The 21486-nt window shown below is 74.0% G+C and carries 19 protein-coding genes, 1 pseudogene and 1 riboswitch; of the genes and pseudogenes, 18 read left to right on the forward strand and 2 right to left on the reverse strand.

Annotated elements, in window-relative coordinates; translation table 11 throughout:
* The first annotated feature begins 77 nt into the window (after window positions 1-77).
* From ACPCK6_RS19970 to ACPCK6_RS20040, 15 genes are all read left to right on the forward strand, one after another.
* On the forward strand, window positions 78-1097 hold the full coding sequence (locus tag ACPCK6_RS19970) for a quinone-dependent dihydroorotate dehydrogenase (protein WP_423481866.1): 1020 nt from the start codon (window positions 78-80) through the stop codon (window positions 1095-1097).
* 163 nt (window positions 1098-1260) lie between these two features.
* Window positions 1261-2535 (forward strand): adenosylmethionine--8-amino-7-oxononanoate transaminase, encoded by a 1275-nt coding sequence (locus ACPCK6_RS19975; protein ID WP_423481867.1) that lies wholly within the window; start codon window positions 1261-1263, stop codon window positions 2533-2535.
* A gap of 87 nt (window positions 2536-2622) precedes the next feature.
* Window positions 2623-3465 (forward strand): orotidine-5'-phosphate decarboxylase, encoded by an 843-nt coding sequence (gene pyrF / locus ACPCK6_RS19980; RefSeq protein ID WP_318333486.1) that lies wholly within the window; start codon window positions 2623-2625, stop codon window positions 3463-3465.
* Window positions 3466-3640: 175 nt separating this feature from the next.
* A complete protein-coding gene (mihF, locus tag ACPCK6_RS19985; protein WP_013285515.1) occupies window positions 3641-3958 on the forward strand; it encodes an integration host factor, actinobacterial type in 318 nt (105 codons plus the stop codon).
* A 25-nt stretch (window positions 3959-3983) separates the two neighbouring features.
* On the forward strand, window positions 3984-4535 hold the full coding sequence (locus tag ACPCK6_RS19990; protein ID WP_318333487.1) for a nucleoside/nucleotide kinase family protein: 552 nt from the start codon (window positions 3984-3986) through the stop codon (window positions 4533-4535).
* 3 nt (window positions 4536-4538) lie between these two features.
* On the forward strand, window positions 4539-4805 hold the full coding sequence (rpoZ, locus tag ACPCK6_RS19995) for a DNA-directed RNA polymerase subunit omega (RefSeq protein WP_013285517.1): 267 nt from the start codon (window positions 4539-4541) through the stop codon (window positions 4803-4805).
* Between the two features lie 14 nt (window positions 4806-4819).
* Window positions 4820-6028: a bifunctional phosphopantothenoylcysteine decarboxylase/phosphopantothenate--cysteine ligase CoaBC gene (gene coaBC, locus ACPCK6_RS20000; protein ID WP_423481868.1), complete on the forward strand. Its 1209-nt coding sequence runs from the start codon at window positions 4820-4822 to the stop codon at window positions 6026-6028.
* 82 nt (window positions 6029-6110) lie between these two features.
* A complete protein-coding gene (gene metK / locus ACPCK6_RS20005; RefSeq protein WP_135239432.1) occupies window positions 6111-7316 on the forward strand; it encodes a methionine adenosyltransferase in 1206 nt (401 codons plus the stop codon).
* 59 nt (window positions 7317-7375) lie between these two features.
* Window positions 7376-9397: a primosomal protein N' gene (locus ACPCK6_RS20010; RefSeq protein ID WP_423481869.1), complete on the forward strand. Its 2022-nt coding sequence runs from the start codon at window positions 7376-7378 to the stop codon at window positions 9395-9397.
* Window positions 9398-9630: 233 nt separating this feature from the next.
* A complete protein-coding gene (locus tag ACPCK6_RS20015) occupies window positions 9631-10611 on the forward strand; it encodes an AAA family ATPase (protein ID WP_396880461.1) in 981 nt (326 codons plus the stop codon).
* A 94-nt stretch (window positions 10612-10705) separates the two neighbouring features.
* Window positions 10706-11971, forward strand: coding sequence for a cytochrome P450 (locus ACPCK6_RS20020; protein WP_423481870.1), 1266 nt, complete (start codon window positions 10706-10708; stop codon window positions 11969-11971).
* A gap of 42 nt (window positions 11972-12013) precedes the next feature.
* Window positions 12014-12574 (forward strand): peptide deformylase, encoded by a 561-nt coding sequence (def, locus tag ACPCK6_RS20025; RefSeq protein ID WP_396880459.1) that lies wholly within the window; start codon window positions 12014-12016, stop codon window positions 12572-12574.
* A 5-nt stretch (window positions 12575-12579) separates the two neighbouring features.
* Entirely contained in the window at window positions 12580-13506 is a 927-nt protein-coding gene (fmt, locus tag ACPCK6_RS20030) for a methionyl-tRNA formyltransferase (protein WP_423481871.1), read from the forward strand.
* Entirely contained in the window at window positions 13503-15077 is a 1575-nt protein-coding gene (locus ACPCK6_RS20035; RefSeq protein ID WP_423481872.1) for an RsmB/NOP family class I SAM-dependent RNA methyltransferase, read from the forward strand. Before fmt ends, ACPCK6_RS20035 begins: the two co-directional genes overlap by 4 nt.
* 236 nt (window positions 15078-15313) lie before the next feature.
* Window positions 15314-17062, forward strand: a complete 1749-nt coding sequence (locus ACPCK6_RS20040; protein ID WP_396880457.1) for a M28 family peptidase — start codon at window positions 15314-15316, stop codon at window positions 17060-17062.
* Window positions 17063-17105: 43 nt separating this feature from the next.
* Here the strand turns inward: ACPCK6_RS20040 and ACPCK6_RS20045 are convergent, their stop codons facing one another.
* On the reverse strand, window positions 17106-17996 hold the full coding sequence (locus tag ACPCK6_RS20045) for a septum formation family protein (RefSeq protein WP_423481873.1): 891 nt from the start codon (window positions 17994-17996) through the stop codon (window positions 17106-17108).
* A gap of 77 nt (window positions 17997-18073) precedes the next feature.
* On the reverse strand, window positions 18074-18961 hold the full coding sequence (locus ACPCK6_RS20050) for a septum formation family protein (protein WP_194802856.1): 888 nt from the start codon (window positions 18959-18961) through the stop codon (window positions 18074-18076).
* 261 nt (window positions 18962-19222) lie between these two features.
* Between ACPCK6_RS20050 and rpe the strand changes: the two genes are divergently transcribed.
* The 3 genes and pseudogenes from rpe to ACPCK6_RS20065 form a co-directional block, all read left to right on the forward strand.
* Entirely contained in the window at window positions 19223-19903 is a 681-nt protein-coding gene (gene rpe / locus ACPCK6_RS20055) for a ribulose-phosphate 3-epimerase (RefSeq protein ID WP_128137820.1), read from the forward strand.
* Window position 19904: 1 nt separating this feature from the next.
* Window positions 19905-20861 (forward strand): GGDEF domain-containing response regulator, encoded by a 957-nt coding sequence (locus ACPCK6_RS20060; RefSeq protein WP_194802855.1) that lies wholly within the window; start codon window positions 19905-19907, stop codon window positions 20859-20861.
* Between the two features lie 74 nt (window positions 20862-20935).
* Window positions 20936-21108, forward strand: a riboswitch (FMN riboswitch).
* Between the two features lie 166 nt (window positions 21109-21274).
* Window positions 21275-21486: pseudogene (locus ACPCK6_RS20065) on the forward strand (bifunctional diaminohydroxyphosphoribosylaminopyrimidine deaminase/5-amino-6-(5-phosphoribosylamino)uracil reductase RibD); the annotation flags it as partial.

Consider the following 21486-nt stretch of genomic DNA (forward strand, 5'->3'; position numbering starts at 1 on the left):
AACCTCATGATCAACGGGGAGACCGGGGGGACCGGGGGGACCGGGGGGACCGGGGGGACCGGGCGAGGGGGCGTGGCGTGATCTTCGAGAGGGTGGTGCGGCCCCGGTTGTTCTCGCTCGCGGGCGGGGACGCCGAGGGGGCGCACGAGTGGACGCTGGCGCGGCTGGCCGCGGTGTCCCGCCGGCCGGCGGTCCTCGCGGCGCTGCGTGCGGCGTACTTCCGGTCGGCGCCGCGCACCGTGTTCGGGGTGCGCTTCCCCAACCCGGTCGGGCTGGCGGCCGGCATGGACAAGAACGGACTCGCGTTGCCGGCCTGGCCGGCGCTGGGTTTCGGCTTCGTCGAGGTCGGCACCGTGACCGCGCACGCCCAGCCGGGCAACCCCCGGCCCCGGCTGTTCCGGCTGCGCGACAGCGAAGCGGTGATCAACCGGATGGGCTTCAACAACGCCGGCGCCGAGGCGCTTGCGGACCGGCTGGCCGCGTTGCCGCGCCCGCTCGGCGTGCCGCTGGGCATCTCGCTCGGCAAGTCCAAGGTGACCCCGCTGGACGAGGCGGTCGAGGACTACCTCGCGTCCTATCGGGCGCTCAAGGACCACGGCGACTACTTCGCGGTCAACGTGTCCTCACCGAACACTCCCGGGCTGCGGTCGCTTCAGGACCGGTCCCATCTGGACGCCCTGCTCGCCGCGCTGGTGGGGGAGGAGAAGCCGGTACTGGTGAAGATCGCCCCGGACCTCACCGAGCCGGCCGTGGCCGAGCTGCTGGAGGTGTGCCTCGACCGGGGCGCGGCCGGGGTCATCGCCACGAACACCACGCTCGCCCGCGACGGGCTCGCCCCGGCCGACCGGGAGCGCGCCGCCGAGGCCGGCGGGCTGTCCGGCCGGCCGCTGACCGCCCGGGCCCGGGAGATGGTCGCGTTCGTGCACCGGGAGACCGGCGGCCGGCTACCGGTGATCGGCGTGGGCGGCATCCTGCACCCGGACGACGCGGCACGCATGTTCGACGCCGGCGCCGCCCTGCTCCAGCTCTACACCGGCTTCATCTACCGGGGCCCGTCCCTGACCCGGGCCATCACCCGAACAGCCACCCGACCCTGACCCCGCCCTCGCCCTGTGCCCCGCCCCTGACCCCGCGCGATCTTGCACGTCCCGTCCCGGCATACCACCGCGTTCCGGACGCGGCGGGGGCGGCACCTGCAAGATCAGCGGGGAGAGGGTGGGGGGAGTGCGGGGAGAGGGCGGGGGCGAAGGAGGAGGAGACGTGACGCCTGAGGAGATTCTGGAAGCCGACCGGCGGCACGTGTGGCACCCGTACGCCCCGATGCCGGGCGCCGGCGCGCCGTATGTGGTCGAGAGCGCCGCGGGGGTGCGGCTGCGGCTCGCGGACGGGCGGGACCTCGTCGACGGCATGTCGTCGTGGTGGGCGGCGATCCATGGCTACCGGCACCCGGTGCTCGACGCCGCGGTGACCGACCAGCTCGGGCGGATGAGCCACGTGATGTTCGGCGGGCTCACCCACGAGCCCGCGGTACGCCTGGCGCGCACGCTCGTCGAGCTGACCCCGGACGGCCTGGAACACGTCTTCCTGGCCGACTCCGGCTCGGTGAGCGTCGAGGTGGCGGTGAAGATGTGCCTGCAGTACCAGCGGGCGCGGGGGCGTCCGCAGCGCCGCCGGCTGGGCACCTGGCGCGGCGGCTACCACGGTGACACGTTCCACCCGATGAGCGTGTGCGACCCGGAGGGCGGCATGCACCACCTCTGGGGCGACGTGCTGCCCCGGCAGGTGTTCGCGCCGGTGCCGCCGCCCGGCTTCGACGCGGCGCCGGACCCGGCGTACGAGGTGGCGCTGGTGGACGCGGTGGAGCGGCACGCCCACGAACTGGCCGCGGTGATCGTGGAGCCGGTGGTCCAGGGCGCCGGCGGGATGCGGTTCCACCACCCGCACTACCTGCGCGTGCTGCGCGAGGTGACCCGGCGGCACGGCATCCTGCTGGTGTTCGACGAGATCGCCACCGGCTTCGGCCGGACCGGCCGGATGTTCGCCGCCGAGCACGCCGGTGTCGCCCCGGACGTGCTCTGCGTCGGCAAGGCACTCACCGGCGGGTACCTGACGCTCGCCGCGGCGCTGTGCACGCCCGAGGTGGCGCGGGTGATCTCCGCCGACGGGGTGCTGGCGCACGGGCCGACGTTCATGGGCAACCCGCTCGCCTGTGCCGTCGCCAACGCCTCCCTGGACCTGCTGCGGGCCGGGGACTGGGCGGGACGCGTGGCGGGCATCGCCGACGGCCTGCGGGCCGGTCTGGAGCCGCTGCGGGGCGCGCCCGGCGTGGCCGACGTCCGCGTGCTCGGCGCGATCGGGGTGGTGCAGCTCGACCACGAGGTGGACCTGCCCCGGGCGACAGCCGCCGCGGTGGCCGGGGGGGTGTGGCTGCGCCCGTTCCGGGATCTCGTCTACACGATGCCGCCGTACGTCTGCGACGCCGCGGACGTGGCGCGGATCGCGGCCGGAGTGGCCGCGGCGGTCAAGGCCGGCTGAGCCCGGCCGGATACGCCAGGGCGCGACGGAAGGCCCGTCGCCGGACACGCCAGGCGGCCCGTGGCCGCCGGGAGAGGGAGAGACGCGATGGAGAAGACGTTCGGCGCCCGCCTGCACCGGGCCGTGGCGGAACGAGGGCCGCTCTGCGTGGGCATCGACCCGCACCCCGGGTTGCTGACCGCCTGGGGCCTGTCCGACGATGTGGCGGGCCTGGAGCGGTTCTGCCGCACCGTGGTGGAGGCGATCGGCGACCGGGTCGCCGTGGTCAAGCCGCAGTCGGCGTTCTTCGAGCGCTTCGGCGCCAGGGGTGTCGGCGTGCTTGAGTCAACTATCCGACAGTTGCGAGATTTGGGAGCGCTCACTCTGCTTGACGTGAAGCGTGGCGACATCGGCTCGACGGTCGCCGCGTACGCGTCGGCCTATCTCGATCCATCCAGCCCTCTGTATGTCGACGCGGTCACCGCGAGCCCCTACCTGGGAGTAGGTTCGCTCGCCCCGATGTTCTCCACCGCCGCCGAGCACGGCGGCGGGGTCTTCGTCCTGGCGCTCACCTCCAACCCGGAGGGTGCCTCCGTGCAGCGCGCCGTGGGTGCCGACGGGCGCACCGTCGCGCAGACCGTGATCGACGAGATTTCCCAGCTCAACAGGGGTGCGGAACCACTCGGCAGCTTCGGTCTCGTGGTCGGGGCGACGATCGGTGAGACCGGTCACGATCTGGACTCGGTGAACGGTCCGCTGCTCGCGCCGGGGCTGGGCGCGCAGGGCGGAACGCCCGCCGGGTTGCGTACCGTGTTCGGCGCCGCGCTGCCGTCGGTGCTCCCCTCGTACTCCCGGGAGGTGCTCGGCGCGGGCCCCGACCCGGCCGACCTGCGGGCCGCCACCGAGCGGGTGCTGGCCGACTGCCGGGCCGCCCTGGGCACGGCGGACTGACTGACGGCTCGGTCACTTTGGGTTGATCATCGCGCGTCCACGTTGCCGAAATCTCCGTTGACCGCTAGTTTTCCCCGCGCTGGGAACCACGGACCCCTTTGGTTGCCAGCGACACCACGTTTCACAGATGCGGTGGGGCGCTCAGCCCGCCGTACTAGGGACCTGAGGAGAACTGGTGCCGCTCCCGTCACTGACCCCCGAGCAGCGCGCTGCCGCGCTGGAGAAGGCCGCGGAGATCCGCAAGGCCCGCGCTGAGCTGAAGGAGCAGCTCAAGCAGGGCAAGACCACCCTCGCCACCGTCCTCGAGCGGGCCGAGTCCGACGACGTCGTGGGCAAGCTGAAGGTTTCGGCCGTGCTCCAGGCGATGCCGGGCATCGGCAAGATCCGGGCCACCCAGATCATGGAGAAGCTCAAGATCGCGGACAGCCGTCGCCTGCGCGGCCTCGGCGAGCAGCAGCGCAAGGCTCTGCTCGGAGAGTTCGCCGCCAACTGAACGGCCCGCCGTGTAGAAACAAGCGGTGAGCACGGATGACGAGGCGCGCTCGGCGGCTCGGCTCACTGTCCTGTCCGGTCCCTCCGGGGCCGGCCGGAGCAGTGTCGTCGAGGCGGTCCGGGCGCGCCTTGCGTCTGTCTGGGTGCCGGTGGTCGCCACCACCCGCCCACCCCGTCCCGACGAGCGCGACGGCGTGGACCGCGTCTTCCTCGACGCGCCCGGCTTCGACCGGCTGATCGCCGCCGGGGAGCTGCTGGAGTGGTGCCGGATCGGGCCGTACCGCCGGGGGGTGCCCCGGACCGGGGTGCGGACGCGGCTCGCCGAGGGCCGGCCGGTGCTGCTGCCGCTGGATCTGGGCGGCGCGCTCGCGGTACGGGCGGCGGCGCCCGGCGCCCGGCTGGTGCTGCTCGCGCCGCCGGCGTACCGGGCGGACCCGGACGTCGCGGCCGTCTTCGCCCACGCCGTGGCACACGACCACACCGAGCGCGCCGCGGCGGAGCTGGTAGGATTGCTCGGTTCGTCCTTCCTGGCTCCGGCCCGACCGCCCGCGGGCGGCGCACGAGACGCAGAGGTTTAATTCGTGGGATCCATCGCCACCAACCCCGAGGGCATCACCAACCCGCCGATCGACGAGCTGCTCGAGAAGACCACCTCGAAGTACGCGCTGGTCATCTTCGCCGCCAAGCGCGCCCGGCAGGTGAACGCCTACTACAGCCAGCTCGGTGAGGGCCTCCTGGAGTACGTCGGCCCGCTGGTGGAGACCACCCCGCAGGAGAAGCCGCTCTCCATCGCCATGCGCGAGATCAACGCGGGCCTGCTCACCGCCGAGCCGACCGACCAGCCGTAGCCGCGCCCGCGCCGATGCCCGCCGAGATCGTCCTCGGGGTCGGCGGCGGCATCGCCGCCTACAAGGCGTGTGAGCTGCTCCGGCTCTTCACCGAGTCGGGTCACCGGGTCCGGGTGGTACCGACCGCCTCGGCGCTCCGCTTCGTCGGGGCGCCGACCTGGGCGGCCCTGTCCGGCCGGCCGGTCGCCGACGACGTCTGGTCCGACGTGCACGAGGTGCCGCACGTGCGGCTCGGGCAGCACGCCGGCCTGGTCGTGGTCGCGCCGGCCACCGCCGACCTGCTCGCCAAGGCCGCTCACGGTCTCGCCGACGACCTGCTCACCAACACGCTGCTGACCGCGCGCTGCCCGGTGCTGCTGGCCCCGGCCATGCACACCGAGATGTGGGAGCACCCGGCGACCGTGGCGAACGTGGCCACGCTGCGCTCGCGCGGCGTCCGCGTGATCGAGCCGGCAGTGGGCCGGCTCACCGGGCGGGACACCGGCAAGGGCCGGCTGCCCGACCCGGCGGAGATCTTCGCGGTGGCCCGCCGGGCCCTGGCCCGCGGCGTCGAGGCCGAGGCCGACCTGGCCGGCCGGTACGTGGTGGTCACCGCCGGCGGCACCCGCGAGCCGCTGGACCCGGTCCGGTTCCTGGGCAACCGGTCGTCCGGCAAGCAGGGGTACGCGTTCGCCCGCGCCGCCGTGGCCCGGGGCGCCCGGGTCACGCTCGTCGCGGCGAACGTGGCGCTGCCGGACCCGGCCGGGGTGGACCTGGTCCGGGTGGGCACCACCGAGGAGCTGCGCGCCGCCACGCTCGCGGCGGCGGCCGACGCGGACGCCGTGGTGATGGCCGCCGCGCCCGCCGACTTCCGGCCCGCCAGCTACGCCAGCGGGAAGATCAAGAAGTCCGACGACGGCGTCGCGCCGACCATCGAGCTGGTCACCAACCCGGACATCGCCGCCGAGCTGGGGCGGCGTCGCCGTCCCGGGCAGGTGCTGGTGATCTTCGCGGCCGAGACCGACGACGCGGAGGCCAACGGCCGGGCCAAGCTGGCCCGCAAGGGGGCCGACATGATCGTGGTCAACGAGGTCGGCGTGGACAAGGTCTTCGGCGCCGACACCAACGCGGCCACGGTGATCGGCGCCGACGGCACCGTGCACCGGCTGCCCGAGCAGCCCAAGGAGGCCCTGGCCGACGCCGTCTGGGACCTCGTCTGTCCGCGGCTGCCGTCACGTTCCTGACGGTTGGTCGACCCGCGTTCATCGGGTCACGGCGGAACGACGGTGACTAAACTGCCGCCGAGCGACCTTTAAAAGTCTTCACATGCTTAGGAGTGCCGTGACACGTCTCTTCACGTCCGAATCGGTCACGGAGGGCCACCCGGACAAGATCGCCGACCAGATCAGTGACGGCATTCTCGACGCCCTGCTCGCCCAGGACCCGCACAGCCGGGTCGCGGTGGAGACGTTGATCACCACCGGTCAGGTGCACGTGGCCGGCGAGGTGACCACCAAGGCGTACGCCGACATCCCGACCATCGTCCGCGAGACCATCCTCGGCATCGGCTACGACTCGTCGAAGAAGGGCTTCGACGGCGCTTCCTGCGGCGTCAGCGTGTCCATCGGCGCCCAGTCGCCGGACATCGCCCAGGGCGTCGACAACGCCTTCGAGCTGCGTACCGGCGGGTCGGAGAGCGCGCTGGACGCGCAGGGCGCCGGCGACCAGGGCATGATGTTCGGCTTCGCCTGCTCCGAGACGCCCGAGCTGATGCCGCTGCCGATCGCACTGGCGCACCGGCTGGCCCGCCGGCTCGCCGCGGTCCGCAAGGACGGCACGATCCCGTACCTGCGGCCGGACGGCAAGACCCAGGTCACCATCGAGTACGACGGGCTGCGCCCGGTCCGGCTCGACACCGTCGTCGTGTCCAGCCAGCACGCCGCGGACATCTCGCTGGAGTCGCTGCTCACCCCGGACATCCGCGACCACGTCATCGCCCCGGAGCTGGAGGGCCTCGGCCTGCAGACCGAGGGCTACCGGCTGCTGGTCAACCCGACCGGGCGGTTCGAGATCGGCGGCCCGATGGGTGACGCCGGCCTGACCGGCCGGAAGATCATCGTGGACACGTACGGCGGGTACGCCCGGCACGGTGGCGGCGCGTTCTCCGGCAAGGACCCGTCGAAGGTCGACCGGTCGGCCGCGTACGCGATGCGCTGGGTCGCCAAGAACGTCGTGGCCGCCGGGCTGGCCGAGCGGTGCGAGGCGCAGGTGGCGTACGCGATCGGCAAGGCGCACCCGGTGAGCCTGTTCATCGAGACGTTCGGCACCGAGACCGTGCCGGTCGCCTCGATCGAGAAGGCCGTGGCCGAGGTGTTCGACCTGCGTCCGGCCGCCATCATCAGGGACCTGCACCTGCTGCGCCCGATCTACCAGCAGACCGCCGCGTACGGCCACTTCGGCCGGGAGCTGCCGGAGCTGACCTGGGAGGGCACCGACCGGGCCGCCGACCTCAAGTCGGCCGCGGGAGCCTGACCACCACCACGCGCCGCGACCGGCGACCCGCGCAGGGGTCGCCGGTCGCGCGCGTCTGCGTGGACGTGCCGCTGCCGCATCTCGACCGCCCGTTCGACTACCTGGTGCCGGAGGCGCTCGACGCCGACGCCCGGCCGGGGGTACGCGTGAAGGTGCGGTTCGCCGGGCAGCTCGTCAACGGCTGGCTGCTGGAGCGCGCCGAGTCGTCCGAGCACCCGAAGCTCGCGTACCTGGAGAAGGTCGTGTCCCCGGTGCCGGTGCTCTCCCCGGAGGTGGCCCGGCTGGCCCGCGCGGTCGCCGACCGGTACGCCGGCAGCCTCGCCGACGTGCTCCGGCTGGCGGTGCCGCCCCGGCACGCCCGCGCCGAGAAGGCCGTCACCGCGGCCGCGCCTGACGGCAGCCCCACCGACGGCACCGGACCCACCGGCAGCACCGCGCCCGACGGCAGCCCCGCCGACGGCACCGCGCCCGACGGCGGAGCGGCCGAGGACGCCGACGCGGGCGCCCGGCCGGGTGGCCGGGCGGAGGTGGACCCGCGCGGCTGGCGGGACTACCCGGCCGGGCCGGCCCTGCTGCGCGCGCTCACCGACGGCAAGCCCGCCCGCGCGGTCTGGTCGGCGCTGCCCGGGGAGGACTGGGCCGACCGGTACGCCGACGCGGTCGCCGCCACGCTGGCGGGCGGCCGGGGCGCTGTGGTGGTGGTGGCCGACGCCCGCGACCTGGACCGCCTCGACGCCGCCCTGACCGCAGTGCTCGGCGCGGGGCGGCACGTCCGGCTCACCGCCGCCGACGGTCCGGCCCGCCGCTACCGGGCCTTCCTCACCGCCCGCACGGGCGAGGTGGACGTGGTGATCGGCACCCGGGCGGCGATGTTCGCCCCGGTGCGGCGGCTCGGCCTGGTGGCGATCTGGGACGACGGCGACGACCTGCACGCCGAACCGCGCGCGCCCTACCCGCACGCCCGCGACGTGCTGCTCACCCGGGCGCAGCTCGGCGACATCGCCGCGCTGGTCGGCGGGTACGCCCGTACCGCCGAGGCGCAGTTGCTGGTGGAGACCGGCTGGGCGCGCGAGGTGGTGGCCGACCGGGCGGTGGTGCGCGCGCGTACCCCGGCCCTGGCCCCCACCGGCGACGATCCGCAACTGGCCCGCGACCCCGGCGCGGCCTCGGCGCGGCTGCCGAGCCTGGCCTGGACCACCGCCCGGGACGCGCTGCGCGCGGACCTGCCGGTGCTGGTGCAGGTGCCACGCCGCGGTTACGTGCCGTCGGTGGCCTGCGCCGACTGCCGTGCCCCGGCGCGCTGCCCGCACTGCGCCGGGCCGCTCTCCCTGCCGTCGGCGCAGGGCACGCCCGCCTGCCGCTGGTGCGGGCGGGTCGCCGCCGCGTACGCCTGCCCGGAGTGCGGCGGGCGGCGGCTGCGCGCCTCGGTGACCGGCGCCCGGCGGACCGCCGAGGAACTGGGCCGGGCGTTCCCCGGCGTGCCGGTGCGGACCTCCGGGCGGGAGGAGGTGCTGGCGAGCGTGCCGGGCGGGGCCGGGCTGGTGATCGCCACCCCGGGCGCCGAGCCGGTCGCCGAGGGCGGATACGGCGCGGTGCTGCTGCTCGACTCGTGGGCGCTGCTGACCCGGGCCGACCTGCGGGCCGGCGAGGAGGCGCTGCGGCGGTGGATGGCCGCCGCCGCGCTGGCCCGGCCCGGTACGGCAGGCGGCCGGGTGGTGGTGGTCGCGGACGGCGCGCTGGCCCCGGTGCAGGCGCTGCTGCGCTGGGACTCCGCCTGGTTCGCGGCCCGGGAACTGGCCGAGCGGCGCGAGCTGGGCTTCCCCCCGGCGGTCCGGATGGCGAGCGTCACCGGCGCGGCCGAGGCGGTGGCCGACCTGCTCGCCGGCGCCCGGCTGCCGGGCGACGCCGAGGTGCTCGGCCCGGTGCCGGCCGACGAGGGCCGGGAGCGGATGCTGGTCCGCGTGCCCCGGTCCCGGGCCGCCGCGATGGCCGAGGCGCTGCACGCCGCCGCCGGGCAGCGCAGCGCCCGCAAGGCGGCCGACCCGGTACGGCTCCAGGTCGACCCGCTCACCCTGTTCTGACCGGACGTGGCCGGTCGCGTGACAGTGCGCACGCGAACCCTCGCGCACGGTCGTGACCTGGGGTTTGCCGCACACCTGGTCCGGCAATCGAGTAGCGGGCGGTGATAGCATCGCCCGTCATGCCCAGCCGCGCGGTTTTCCCGCGCGGGACGCGGCGCGGCGGGTGCCAGAGCACGTCGGGCCGACACGGATTCGATGTCGTCAGTCAGCCGGTGAGCAGGGGTGGACCAGTCGTGACCGTTCGTCAGTCGATCGTCTTCAACGGTGACCTCGGCAGTGGCAAGAGCACCGTCTCGGTCGAGATCGCCAAGCGGCTCGGGCTTCGCCGGGTCAGCGTCGGCGACCTGTACCGCCAGATGGCCCAGGAGCGGCAGATGACCGCCCTCCAGCTCAACCTGCACGCCGAGCTGGACCAGGCCGTCGACGGGTACGTCGACCAGCTCCAGCGTGACATCGCCGCCTCCGGTGAGTCCCTGGTCATGGACTCCCGGCTGGCCTGGCACTTCTTCACCGACGCGCTCAAGGTGCACATGATCACCGAGCCGACCGAGGCGGCCCGGCGCGTGCTGGCCCGCCCGTCCGGCCCGGCCGAGAGCTACACCTCGCTGGAGGAGGCGCGCGCCAAGCTGCGCGAGCGCAGCGAGAGCGAACGCGGCCGGTTCATCGTCCGGTACGGCGTCGACAAGGCCCGCCTGCGCAACTACGACCTGGTCTGCGACACCACCCGGGCCGACCCGGAGCAGGTCATCCAGCACGTCATCGACGTCTACGAGGGTCGCCTCGGCGCGGACGTGCTGCGCGCCGGCCGGCCACTGCTGCTGCTCGACCCGAACCGGGTGTACCCCACCGAGGACGTGTCGACGCTGCGCGGTCTCTGGGACGCCGACGCCGCCGCCGAGACGGCCGGCAGCGAGGGCGAGCCGGAGCCGCTGAGCATCGGCTACACCGGCGAGTACTTCTTCGTCGTCGACGGGCACCGGCGGCTCAGCGCGGCGGTGCGCGCCGGCCTGCCGATGGTCGCGGCCCGCCTGGTCGCCGAGGTGGACGAGCCGGTGGTCGGCGGGATCAGCGCCGTCGACTTCTTCACCGCGCAGGCCCGCCCGGGGCTGATCCACGACTGGGAGGACGCGCACGGCATCACGCTGCCGCTGCCGGAGCACGCGCTGCTCGGCGGCGGCCCGGTGCTCGCCGGGGAGCCGGGCGCCGGCGTCTGACCGCCGGGGACACCGCCACCTCGCCGGTGAGGGTTCACCCGATCCGGCGGGCCGGAGCATGATGAAGGCCTCCGATGCCTGGGGAGGCGGAATCGTGGATCCGACCGACGCGCTCGCGCTGCTGATGTCCCCCGAGGGTCGTCTCGACCCCTATCCGACGTACGAGCGGCTGCGCGCGCACGGCCCGGTGGTCCAGGCCGGGCCGGTCTTCTACGTGGTCACCGGCTACGCGGAGGCGGACGCGATCCTGCGCGACTCGCGCTTCGGTGTGATGGACGACGCGTTGCGCGACCAGTTCATGCCGGGCTGGCGGGAGAGCCCGGCGGTGCTGTCGATCTCGCGGTCGATGCTGCGCACCAACCCGCCCGACCACAGCCGGATGCGGCGGCTGGCCGCTGGCGCGTTCACCCCGCGCCGGATCGCCGCGATGCGCGACGTGGTGCGGGCGCAGGCCGACGAGCTGGTCGACGCGATGCCCGCCGCCGACAGGGGGCCGGTCGACTTCATGGCCGCGTTCGCGTACCCGCTGCCGGTCGGCGTGATCTGCGCGCTGCTCGGCGTACCGGCGGCGGACCGGCCGCTGTTCCGGCGCTGGGCCACCGACCTGACCGGCGTGCTCGAACCGGAGATCACCGCCGACGAGCTGGCCGTGGCCGACCGGGGCGCGACCGAGCTGCGGGACTACTTCACCGAGCTGGTGGCGGCGCGCCGCCGGGCGCCGGCCGACGACCTCACCACCGCGCTGGTCCAGGCCCACGACGGCGGCGACCGGCTCTCCGGCGACGAGCTGCTGGCCAACCTGATCGTGCTGCTGGTGGCCGGCTTCGAGACCACCACCAACCTGCTCGGCAACGGCCTGGTGGCGCTGCTGGAGCATCCACGCGCCGCGGCGGCGCTGCGCGAGCGGCCCGATCTCGCGCCCGCCTACGTCGACGAGCTCCTGCGCTACGACTCGCCGGTGCAGCTCACCTCGCGGATGAGCACCGCGCCGTCCCGGTACGGCGACGTCGACCTGCCGCCGGAGAGCTGGGTCATCGTGCTGCTCGGCGCGGCCAACCGTGATCCCCGCCGCTATCCGGATCCGGCCCGCTTCGACCCGTGGCGGGCACAGATCGCGCCGCTCTCTTTCGGTGCCGGGCCGCACTACTGCCTCGGCGCGGCGCTGGCCCGGCTGGAGGCGCAGGTGGCGTTCCCGCTGCTGCTGCGCCGGCTGCCCGGGCTGGCCGTGGCGGGCCGGCCCGAGCGGCGGGTCCGGCTCACCCTGCGTGGTCACGCCACGCTGCCGGTGACAGTGGGCCGGGAGGCGGCCCCGGTCACCGTTCCCGGTACGCGACCCGGGGCGGCCGGGCCGACTCCGTAGACTGGACGCGCATCGTTCGACCCAGACAAGGAGCCACGCCGAGTGACCGTCCAGCCCATCCGTCTGTTCGGCGATCCGGTGCTGCGCACGCCGGCCGACCCGGTCGTCGACTTCGACGCCGAGCTGCGCAAGCTGATCGCCGACCTGACCGACACGATGCGCGAGCAGAGCGGCGCCGGCCTGGCCGCGCCGCAGCTCGGGGTGGGCCTGCGGGTGTTCACCTTCGACGTCGACGACGTCCTCGGCCACCTGGTCAACCCGGTGCTGGAGTTCCCCGACGAGGAGGAGCAGGACGGTCCGGAGGGCTGCCTGTCCATCCCCGGGCTCTACTTCGACACCAAGCGCCGGCAGAACGTGATCGCCAAGGGCTTCAACGGCTACGGCGACCCGCTGCAGATCGTCGGCACCGGCCTGATGGCCCGCTGCGTGCAGCACGAGACCGACCACCTCGACGGCGTGCTCTTCGTCGACCGGCTCGACCCGGCCGGCCGCAAGGAGGCCATGAAGGCGATCCGCCAGGCCGACTGGTACGACCAGGCCGCCCCGCCCACCGTGAAGCTCAGCCCGCACGCCGCCGGCAACCCGTTCGGCCTGGGGCGGTGACCCGGATGCGCCTGGTCTTCGCCGGCACGCCGGCCGTCGCCGTACCCGCCCTGGACGCGATCGCCGCCTCCGGGCACGAGCTGCTCGCCGTGGTCACCCGCCCCGACGCCCCGGCCGGGCGGGGCCGGGGACTGGTCCGCTCGCCGGTCGGCGCGTGGGCCGACGCGCACGGCGTCGAGGTGCTCACCCCGGCCCGTCCGCGCGAGCCGGAGTTCCTCGACCGGCTGCGCGAGCTGGCGCCGGACTGCGTACCGGTGGTCGCCTACGGCGCGCTCGTGCCGCCGGTGGCGCTGGAGATCCCCCGCCACGGCTGGATCAACCTGCACTTCTCGCTGCTGCCCGCCTGGCGCGGCGCCGCGCCGGTGCAGCACGCCGTGCTGCACGGCGACGAGCTGACCGGAGCCAGCGTCTTCGAGCTGGAGGAGGGGCTGGACACCGGCCCTGTCTACGGCACCGTCACCGACGAGATCCGGCCCGCCGACACCTCCGGTGACCTGCTGGAACGGCTCGCGCACTCCGGCGCCGGGCTGCTTGTCGCGGTGCTCGACGCGATCGGCGCCGGCACCGCCCGGGCCGTGCCGCAGCCGGCCGACGGCGTCTCGCTCGCCCCGAAGCTGACGGTGGAGGCCGCCCGGGTCCGCTGGGGCGATCCCGCGTTCGCGGTGGACCGGCGCATCCGCGCCTGCACGCCCGCGCCCGGCCCGTGGACCACGTTCCGCGACGACCGGGTCAAGCTCGGCCCGGTCACCCCGCTGGCCGACGGCCCGGAGCTGAAGCCGGGGGAACTGCACGTGGAGAAGTCCGGTGTGCTCGTCGGCACCGCCACCACGCCGGTGCGCCTCGGCGAGGTGCGCGCCGCCGGCAAGAAGGCCATGCCCGCCGGCGACTGGGCGCGCGGCGCCCGGGTCACCGCCGGCGAGGTGTTCGCGTGACGGGGCCGTCGCGCCCGGACCGCCCCGTCGAGGGCGAGCGTCCCCGGGGGTACGCGCGTGAGCACGCCGACCGGCCCGGCGCCGACCGGCGCGGCGACCGTGAGCGCGGCGCCCGGCAGCGTGCCGACCGGCCCGCCGCGGACCGGCGCGCCGGCGACCGTTCCGGCGGGGACCGGTTCGGTGGGGACCGGCGCGGCGGGCGTCCGGCCCGTCCGGCAGTCGACCTGCCCCGGCAGATCGCGTACGAGGCGGTCGCGGCGGTCCACCGCGACGACGCGTACGCCAACCTGGTGCTCCCGGCGATGCTGCGCGAGGCCGGGCTGACCGGCCGGGACGCCGCGTTCGCCACCGAGCTGACCTACGGCACGCTGCGGCACACCGGCACGCTCGACGCGATCGTCACCGACGCGGCCGGGCGGGACGTGCAGCGCATCGACCCGCCGGTGCGCGACGCGCTGCGGCTCGGGGCGTACCAGATCCTGCACACCCGGGTGCCCGCGCACGCCGCGGTGTCCTCCACGGTGGACCTGGTCCGGTCGGTGGGGCCGGGCGCCACCGGGTTCGCCAACGCGGTGCTGCGGGAGATCACCAGCCGGGACGCCGACGCCTGGGTGGCGAAGCTCGCTCCGGCGCAGGAGACCGACCCGATCGGGCACCTCGCGCTGGCGTACAGCCATCCGCAGTGGATCGTGCGGTCGTTCGCCGAGGCGCTCGGCGGCGACATGGGCGAGACGACCCGGCTGCTCATCGAGGACAACGAGCGGCCGCCGGTGCACCTGTGTGCCCGGCCGGGCCTGGCCGATCCGGTGGCGCTGGCCGACGAGGTGGGCGGCGCACCCGGCGCGTTCTCGCCGTACGCGGTCTACCTGCCCGGCGGTGCGCCGGGTGACCTGCCGGCGGTGGCCGACGGCCGCGCGCACGTGCAGGACGAGGGTTCCCAGCTGGTGGCGGACGCGCTGACCGCGGCGCCGCTGGACGGCCCGGACGGCCGCTGGCTGGACCTGTGCGCCGGTCCGGGCGGCAAGTCCGGTCTGCTCGGCGCGCTCGCCGCGATCCGTGGCGCCCGGCTGACGGCGGTCGAGGTGGCCGAGCACCGGGCGCGGCTGGTCGCACAGGCCACCCGTGGACTGCCGGTGACGGTGCTGCACACCGACGGGCGCAGCGTGGGCAGCGATCCGAAGCTGCCGGAGGAACACTTCGACAGGGTGCTCGTGGACGCGCCGTGCACCGGGCTGGGCGCGCTGCGCCGCCGCCCGGAGTCGCGGTGGCGCCGCCAGCCGTCGGACCTGCCGCCGCTGACCCGGTTGCAGCGGGAACTGCTCACCGCCGGGCTACGGGCGGCCCGGCCGGGTGGCCTGGTCGCGTACGTGACCTGCTCGCCGCACGTGGTGGAGACGCACGTGACGGTGACCGAGGCGGCCCGGCGGTGCGGTTTCGGTGTCGACTTCGTCGACGCGCGGCCGCTGCTGCCGGCCGGGATGCCGGGCCTGGGTGACGGCCCCACCGTGCAGCTGTGGCCGCACCGCCACGGCACCGACGCCATGTTCCTGGCGGTCCTCCGCCGGGTCTGATCCACCTCCCCCTCGCAGTCGATCAAGGAGTTCGTGTCCCCGGGGCCGCCGTGCCCGGACACGAACTCCTTGATCGTCGTGGGAGAAATGGGGAGGGATGGAGCGTGTGCGGCATCCCGGTGGGGGGAGGGGGCCGGTGGGATGTGACAGCCCGTTGACTGTTCGATCGATGCATGTAACTGTTTCGACCACCGGTCCCGGCACCCCCGCCCGCCGAACCCCCACGAGGAGTCTCCATGAGACGCAGAACGCCGACCACGAGCCTCGCGCTCGCCCTCGTCGCCACCCTGACGACGGCGAGCCTGGCCGGCACCGCCTCCGCCGCCCCCGCTCCGGCCGCCGCCCCCGCCCCGGCCGTCGCCGCACTCGCCGCGCCGGACGTCTCCCTCAGCAACATCCAGACCCACCTCACCCAGTTCAACTCCATCGCCACCAGCAACGGGGGCAACCGGCGCTCCGGCTCGGCCGGCTACACGGCGTCGGTCAACTACGTCAAGGGCAAGCTCCAGGCCGCCGGCTACACGGTCACCGAGCAGAACTGCTCCACCTGCACCTACCCGGGCAACAACCTGATCGCCGAGTGGCCGCAGGGCCCCTCGGACCAGGTCGTCATGTTCGGCGCCCACCTTGACGGCGTCGCCGCCGGCCCCGGCATCAACGACAACGCCTCCGGCTCGTCGGTGCTGCTCGAGAACGCGCTGGTGCTGGCCGCGCAGAACCCGACCATGACCAAGCGGGTCCGGTTCGCCTGGTGGAACGGCGAGGAGCAGGGCCTGCAGGGCTCCAAGCACTACGTCAACCAGCTCAGCTCCACCCAGCGCGGCTACATCAAGGGCTACTACAACTTCGACATGGTGGGCTCGCCCAACGGCGGCTACTTCATCAACCGGATCACCTCCGCCACCGCCGCGCCGCTGAAGGCGTACTGGGACTCGTTCGGCATCTCGCCGGAGGAGAACACCGAGGGCCAGGGCCGCTCCGACGACTACTCGTTCGCCAACGCCGGCATCCAGACCTCCGGCTACGCGGCGGGCGCCAGCTACACCAAGACCTCGGCGCAGGCCAGCAAGTGGGGCGGCACCGCGGGCGCGGCGTACGACGGGTGCTACCACCGCTCCTGCGACAACACCAGCAACATCAACACGACCATCCTGAACCGGGCCGCGGACGGCGTCGCGTACACGATCTGGCAGCTCGCGGTCGGCGGCGGCACGCCGACAAACGACTTCTCCGTCTCGGTGAGCCCCACCTCCGGCAGCGTCGCCCGGGGCGGCTCCACCACCGCCACCGTCAGCACCGCCACCACCGCCGGCAGCGCGCAGACCGTGGCGCTGTCCGCCAGCGGCGCCCCGAGCGGCGTCTCGGTGAGCTTCAGCCCGTCCTCGGTCACCTCGGGCGGCTCGGCCACCATGACCGTCACCGCCTCGTCGACGGCCACCACCGGCACGTTCACGCTCACCGTGACCGGCACCGGCTCGGCCACCCGCACCGCGAGCTACACGCTCACCGTGACCGGCGGCAGCGGCGGCTGCACCGGCGGGCAGCTCATCGGCAACAGCAGCTTCGAGTCCGGCACCACGCCGTGGACGGCCAGCTCCGGCGTGATCACCAACAGCTCCAGCCAGGCGGCCCGCACCGGGTCGTACAAGGCGTGGATGAACGGGTACGGCTCCTCGCGTACCGACACGCTGTCCCAGTCGGTCACGCTGCCGTCCGGGTGCAGCAGCTACACGTTCTCGTTCTGGCTGCACATCGACTCGGCCGAGACGACCACCTCGACCGCGTACGACAAGCTCACCGTGCAGGTCGGTTCGACCACGCTGGCCACGTACTCGAACCTGAACAAGGCCACCGGCTACACCCAGCGCACCTTCAACCTGGCCGCGTACGCCGGTCAGACGGTCACGCTGAAGTGGACCGGGGTCGAGGACTCCTCGCTGCAGACCAGCTTCGTCGTCGACGACGTGACGCTGCAGGTCGGCTGAGCGGTACCGGGCGGGGTGGGCGCCGGCCCGCCCCGCCCGGTTCTCAGTTGATCGGCAGCGCCTTGGCGCCCGCGCCCTTGACCGAGCGGGTCAGCGACCGTCCGGAGACCCACAGGAAGCACTGCACGCCCCGGTCGCCGTCGCGCCACTGCTCCTCGTACGGGTGGTAGATGATGGTCCCGGCCCGGTACTGCATGTTGCCGTCGTTCGGCAGCCCGGCGTACTTGGCGATCAGGCTGCGGCAGGCCTTGTGCGCGCGCAGCGGCGTGCGGTCGAACTCCGCGTAGCTGATGTCCGGCGCCTGGTAGACGCCGACGAACTCGGCGTGGTGCTTGCTGGTGCAGGCCACCGGCCGCATCGACTGCACCTCGTCCTTGCTCAGCTTCGGGTTGAAGCAGCCGAGCGCGAGCTTCGAGCCGGGCTTCAACGCCCCCCGCAGGCTGCCGGTGCGCTGGGACACGGCACCCTCGTCCAGGTCGCTGATCTCGGCCACGTCGCAGCGGTACCAGCGGGCCCCGCCGGACCACGCGAGCGCCGACGGGAAGACCACCGCCAGGCGCAGCCGCCCGGAGCGCCAGTCCGCGCCGACGGCGCGGGTGACCTGGCGGGCGCACTCGGCGTGCGCGGCACGCATCCCCGCCGATCCGGTACGCGGCGGCGCGGAACGCTCCGCCTCCGCGCCGGTCATCGTGCCGACGTGCAGCGTCTCGGTGCGGTGCGGGGTGGCGCAGTCGACCGGCTGGTAGCCGCTGAGGTAGCCGACGTCGGCGACGGTGGGATGACAGGCGCCGGACTGCGGCACGAACCCGACCGGAGCGGCGAACGCGGGCCAGTCGTCGACCAGGTCCCGGTCCACTCCGGCCGGCGCGGCACAGCCGCCGAGCGCCAGCACCAGCGCCGCGCCCACGGTGACCGCCACCCGCCATCGCCGCATCCCGACCGACCTCCCCCGCGCATCCGGCGCCGTCCGGTCACCCGGTACGCCTCGGCGGTGGAGCATACGGCAGCCGATCAGGTGACCGGGAGTCCCTCGGGGCCGGCGCCGCGCACCGATCGGTTCAGCTTGCGGTCGTCACTCCACAGGAAACAGCGCACGCCCCGGTCGCCCTCCTCCCACTCCCGCTGCGACGGCGGGTAGAAGATGGACCCGGCCCGGTACGGCAGTTCGGCGTTGTCCGGCACCTCGGCGAACGCGGCGATGAGCGTCATGCAGCGCCGGTGCGTGGCGGGCGCGCCCTTGGTGAACTCCGCCCAGCTCATGTCGCGTTCCTCGTACACGCCGACGAACTCCGCGCGGTGCGGTTCGGTGCACAGCACCGGGGCCATGTAGTTGAGGTTCTGGCCGATCAGCTTCGGGTCGAAGCACCTGTGCACCAGCGGGTTGTCGCCGACGAGCGCGCCGCGCAGGCTGCCGACCCGGTTGACCGGGCGGGTGTTGTCGATGCTGTCGGTCTCGGCCAGGTCGCAGCGGAACCAGCGGGCACCGGACGTCCAGGCGGTGACGGTGGGCAGCGCGATGTTCAGCGTCAGCCGGGCGGCCCGCCAGTCCCCGCCGATCATCTCCCGGGCCCGCTGGTCGCACTCGGCGCGCGCGGTCCGCAGCGCCGGTGAGCCCGGTTCCGGGCGTACGCCCTGCGCCGCCGGCCCGCTGAACCGGCCGACGTGCACGGTCTCGGCCAGGTGGCTGCCCGCGCAGTTGACCGTCTCGTAGGTGGCGGCGGCCACCACGGTGCTCAGCCGGGGCAGGCAGGCCTCGGTCGCCGGGACGAACAGCTGCGGCACCGGCAGCGCCGCCCAGTCGTCGATCAGGTCGCCGTCGGCCCGATGCACCTGAGCGCAACCCGCGAGCACCGCAGTCGCGGCGCCGGCCAGCGCGAGCACGTGGAGCCACCGTCGCATCGTCCGCCCCTTCCGGGAGAGATGACAGCCGGTCGTCATAGGCCCGACCGGCGTCCCCCGCGCCCGGGCGTGCAGCATACGTGACCGTCCCTGTAGGAGTTTCGTCATCTTTCAATCGATCGGCCAGTCACCGGCGACTATTCGTGCCGATTTTCTCCCCGGACGGCCGGATGGTGCACCACGGGTGACGGAAGGATCACCGCTGGTCGCTCCGGGAGCCGTGCCGCTACCTCCGGATCACCGCGTTCGTACACTGGCCCCGTGACCGTACCGCCGCCGATCGTCGCGCCCAGCATCCTGGCCGCCGATTTCGCCCGCCTCGCCGACGAGGTCCGTGCCGTGGAGCCCGCCGCCGACTGGCTGCACGTCGACGTCATGGACAACCACTTCGTACCCAACCTGACCATCGGGCTGCCGGTGGTGCAGAGCCTGCGCGCCGTCACCGGGATCCCGTTCGACGTGCACCTGATGATCGAGGATCCGCGGCGCTGGGCGCCCGGGTACGCCGACGCCGGGGCGTACAACGTCACGTTCCACGCCGAGGCGTGCGACGACCCGGTGGCGCTGGCGAAGGACCTGCGGTCGGCCGGGGCGAAGGCCGGGCTGGCGATCGACCGGGACACCCCGATCGAGCCGTACCTGGAGTTGCTGCCGAGCTTCGACACGCTGCTGATCATGACGATCAAGGCCGGCTTCGGCGGCCAGCGGTTCCTGCCGCAACTGCTGGACAAGGTGCGCGCAGCCCGCCGGCACGTCGACAGCGGGCACCTGGAGCTGCGCATCGAGGTCGACGGCGGCATCGCCGCGGACACCATCGAGCAGGCCGCCGCGGCCGGTGCCGACGCGTTCGTCGCGGGCACCGCCGTCTACGGCGCCGACGATCCCGCGGAGGCGGTGCGCCGCCTGCGGGGCCTGGCGGAACGCGCGATGACCGGGGCCTGAGATGGACCCGGCCGGCGAGCGACCCGACGTGATCCTCGTCGTCGACGACGACGAGGACATCGCCCGCTTCGTCGAGTTCAACCTGCGCCTGCACGGCTTCGAGGTGCTGCACGCCGCCGACGGTCAGGAGGCGCTGGAGGTCATCGAGCGGCAGCGGCCCGACCTCGCCGTGGTCGACCTGATGATGCCGCGCATCGACGGGCTGGAACTGACCCGGCGGCTGCGCGCCGACCCGATGACCTCGGCCCTCCCGGTGATCATGCTGACCGCCAAGGGGATGACCCAGGACAAGGTCAACGGGCTCAGCGTCGGCGCGGACGACTACCTGGTCAAGCCGTTCGACACGCTGGAACTGGTGGCGCGGGTCAACTCCACGCTGCGGCGCAACAAGGAGTTCCGGGAGGTCTCGCCGCTGACCGGGCTGCCCGGCAACAGCCGGATCCGGCGGGAGATCAGCGACCGGGTCCGCAACGGCGTCGACTACGCCGTCGGCTACATCGACATCGACCGGTTCAAGAGCGTCAACGACCGGTACGGCTTCGTGCGCGGCGACGAGTTCATCTCGGCCCTGGCCCGCAGCCTGCACCGGGCGGTGGTGTCGATCGGGATGCCGCCGGCGTTCCTCGGCCACGTCGGCGGCGACGACTTCGTCATCGTCTGCGCCCCCAGCCAGGTCCGGCCGCTGACCAGCCGGGCCGTCGTCGACTTCGAGAAGGCCGCCGACGCGCTCTACGACGCCACCGACCGGGAACGCGGCTTCGTCGAGCTGAAGGACCGGCGCGGCAACATCCGCCGCGCCGCGCTGGTGACGCTCTCCATCGGCGTGTCGCTGTCCGATTCCGGCAAGCGGTTCACCGACCCGCTGGAGGCGATCGCGGTGGCCTCGGAGATGAAGACGGTGGCCAAGAGCCAGCCCGGCTCGTACGTGGCGGTGGACCGACGGCGCGGCGTCACCTGAGGCGGTCCTGTGAGGTAGCTCGCCTCTGTGGCGCGCGCCCGGGCGGAACGTGTAAGACTTCCCGTATACCCACCACGCGCTGGCGGGGCTCGGTGAAATTCCGAACCGGCGGTGATCCACGGTCCGACCGTGGTAAGCCCGCGACCCGGACGGCTTCGGCCGGACGGTGGACCTGGTGAGAATCCGGGGCCGACGGTTGGGGTGCGGCTCGTCCGCCCCCAGAAAGTCCGGATGGGAGACAGCGCGCGGAACGGGGGAGGCCCCTGCCGGCCGCTGAGCACCCTCAGCCGCCGCGTGGGCTCCCCGGGGTCGGCGTCGCCGTCCCCGGGTTCCCGCCGCCGCGTGTCCGCGGCTTTCCTGCCGCTGCTCCCGAACCGCCCGCGCGCGACCGGCGAGCGGGAGGACAGGCGGCCATGGCGAGCGTCTCCGTCGACGAGGCGATGCGTCGTGCCATCGAACTGGCCGCGCGCGGCCTCGGCACCACCAGCCCCAACCCGGTGGTCGGCTGCGTGCTGCTCGACACCGAGGGCGAGGTCGTCGGCGAGGGCTTCCACGCGTACGCCGGCGGCCCGCACGCGGAGATCGTCGCGCTGGCCCAGGCCGGCACACGCGCCCGCGGTGGTAC

It is taken from the genome of Micromonospora sp. AB353 (genome assembly GCF_049538395.1).
GTDB classification, from domain to species: domain Bacteria; phylum Actinomycetota; class Actinomycetes; order Mycobacteriales; family Micromonosporaceae; genus Micromonospora; species Micromonospora aurantiaca.

Bases quoted from the DNA above. Each gene is read 5' to 3' on its own strand.
- pyrF (WP_318333486.1), top strand. From the start codon at position 2,623: ATGGAGAAGACGTTCGGCGCCCGCCTGCACCGGGCCGTGGCGGAACGA.
- coaBC (WP_423481868.1), top strand. From the start codon at position 4,820: ATGCCCGCCGAGATCGTCCTCGGGGTCGGCGGCGGCATCGCCGCCTAC.
- metK (WP_135239432.1), top strand. From the start codon at position 6,111: ATGCTTAGGAGTGCCGTGACACGTCTCTTCACGTCCGAATCGGTCACG.
- fmt (WP_423481871.1), top strand. From the start codon at position 12,580: ATGCGCCTGGTCTTCGCCGGCACGCCGGCCGTCGCCGTACCCGCCCTG.
- ACPCK6_RS20040 (WP_396880457.1), top strand. From the start codon at position 15,314: ATGAGACGCAGAACGCCGACCACGAGCCTCGCGCTCGCCCTCGTCGCC.
- ACPCK6_RS20045 (WP_423481873.1), bottom strand. From the start codon at position 17,996: ATGCGGCGATGGCGGGTGGCGGTCACCGTGGGCGCGGCGCTGGTGCTG.
- ACPCK6_RS20050 (WP_194802856.1), bottom strand. From the start codon at position 18,961: ATGCGACGGTGGCTCCACGTGCTCGCGCTGGCCGGCGCCGCGACTGCG.
- ACPCK6_RS20060 (WP_194802855.1), top strand. From the start codon at position 19,905: ATGGACCCGGCCGGCGAGCGACCCGACGTGATCCTCGTCGTCGACGAC.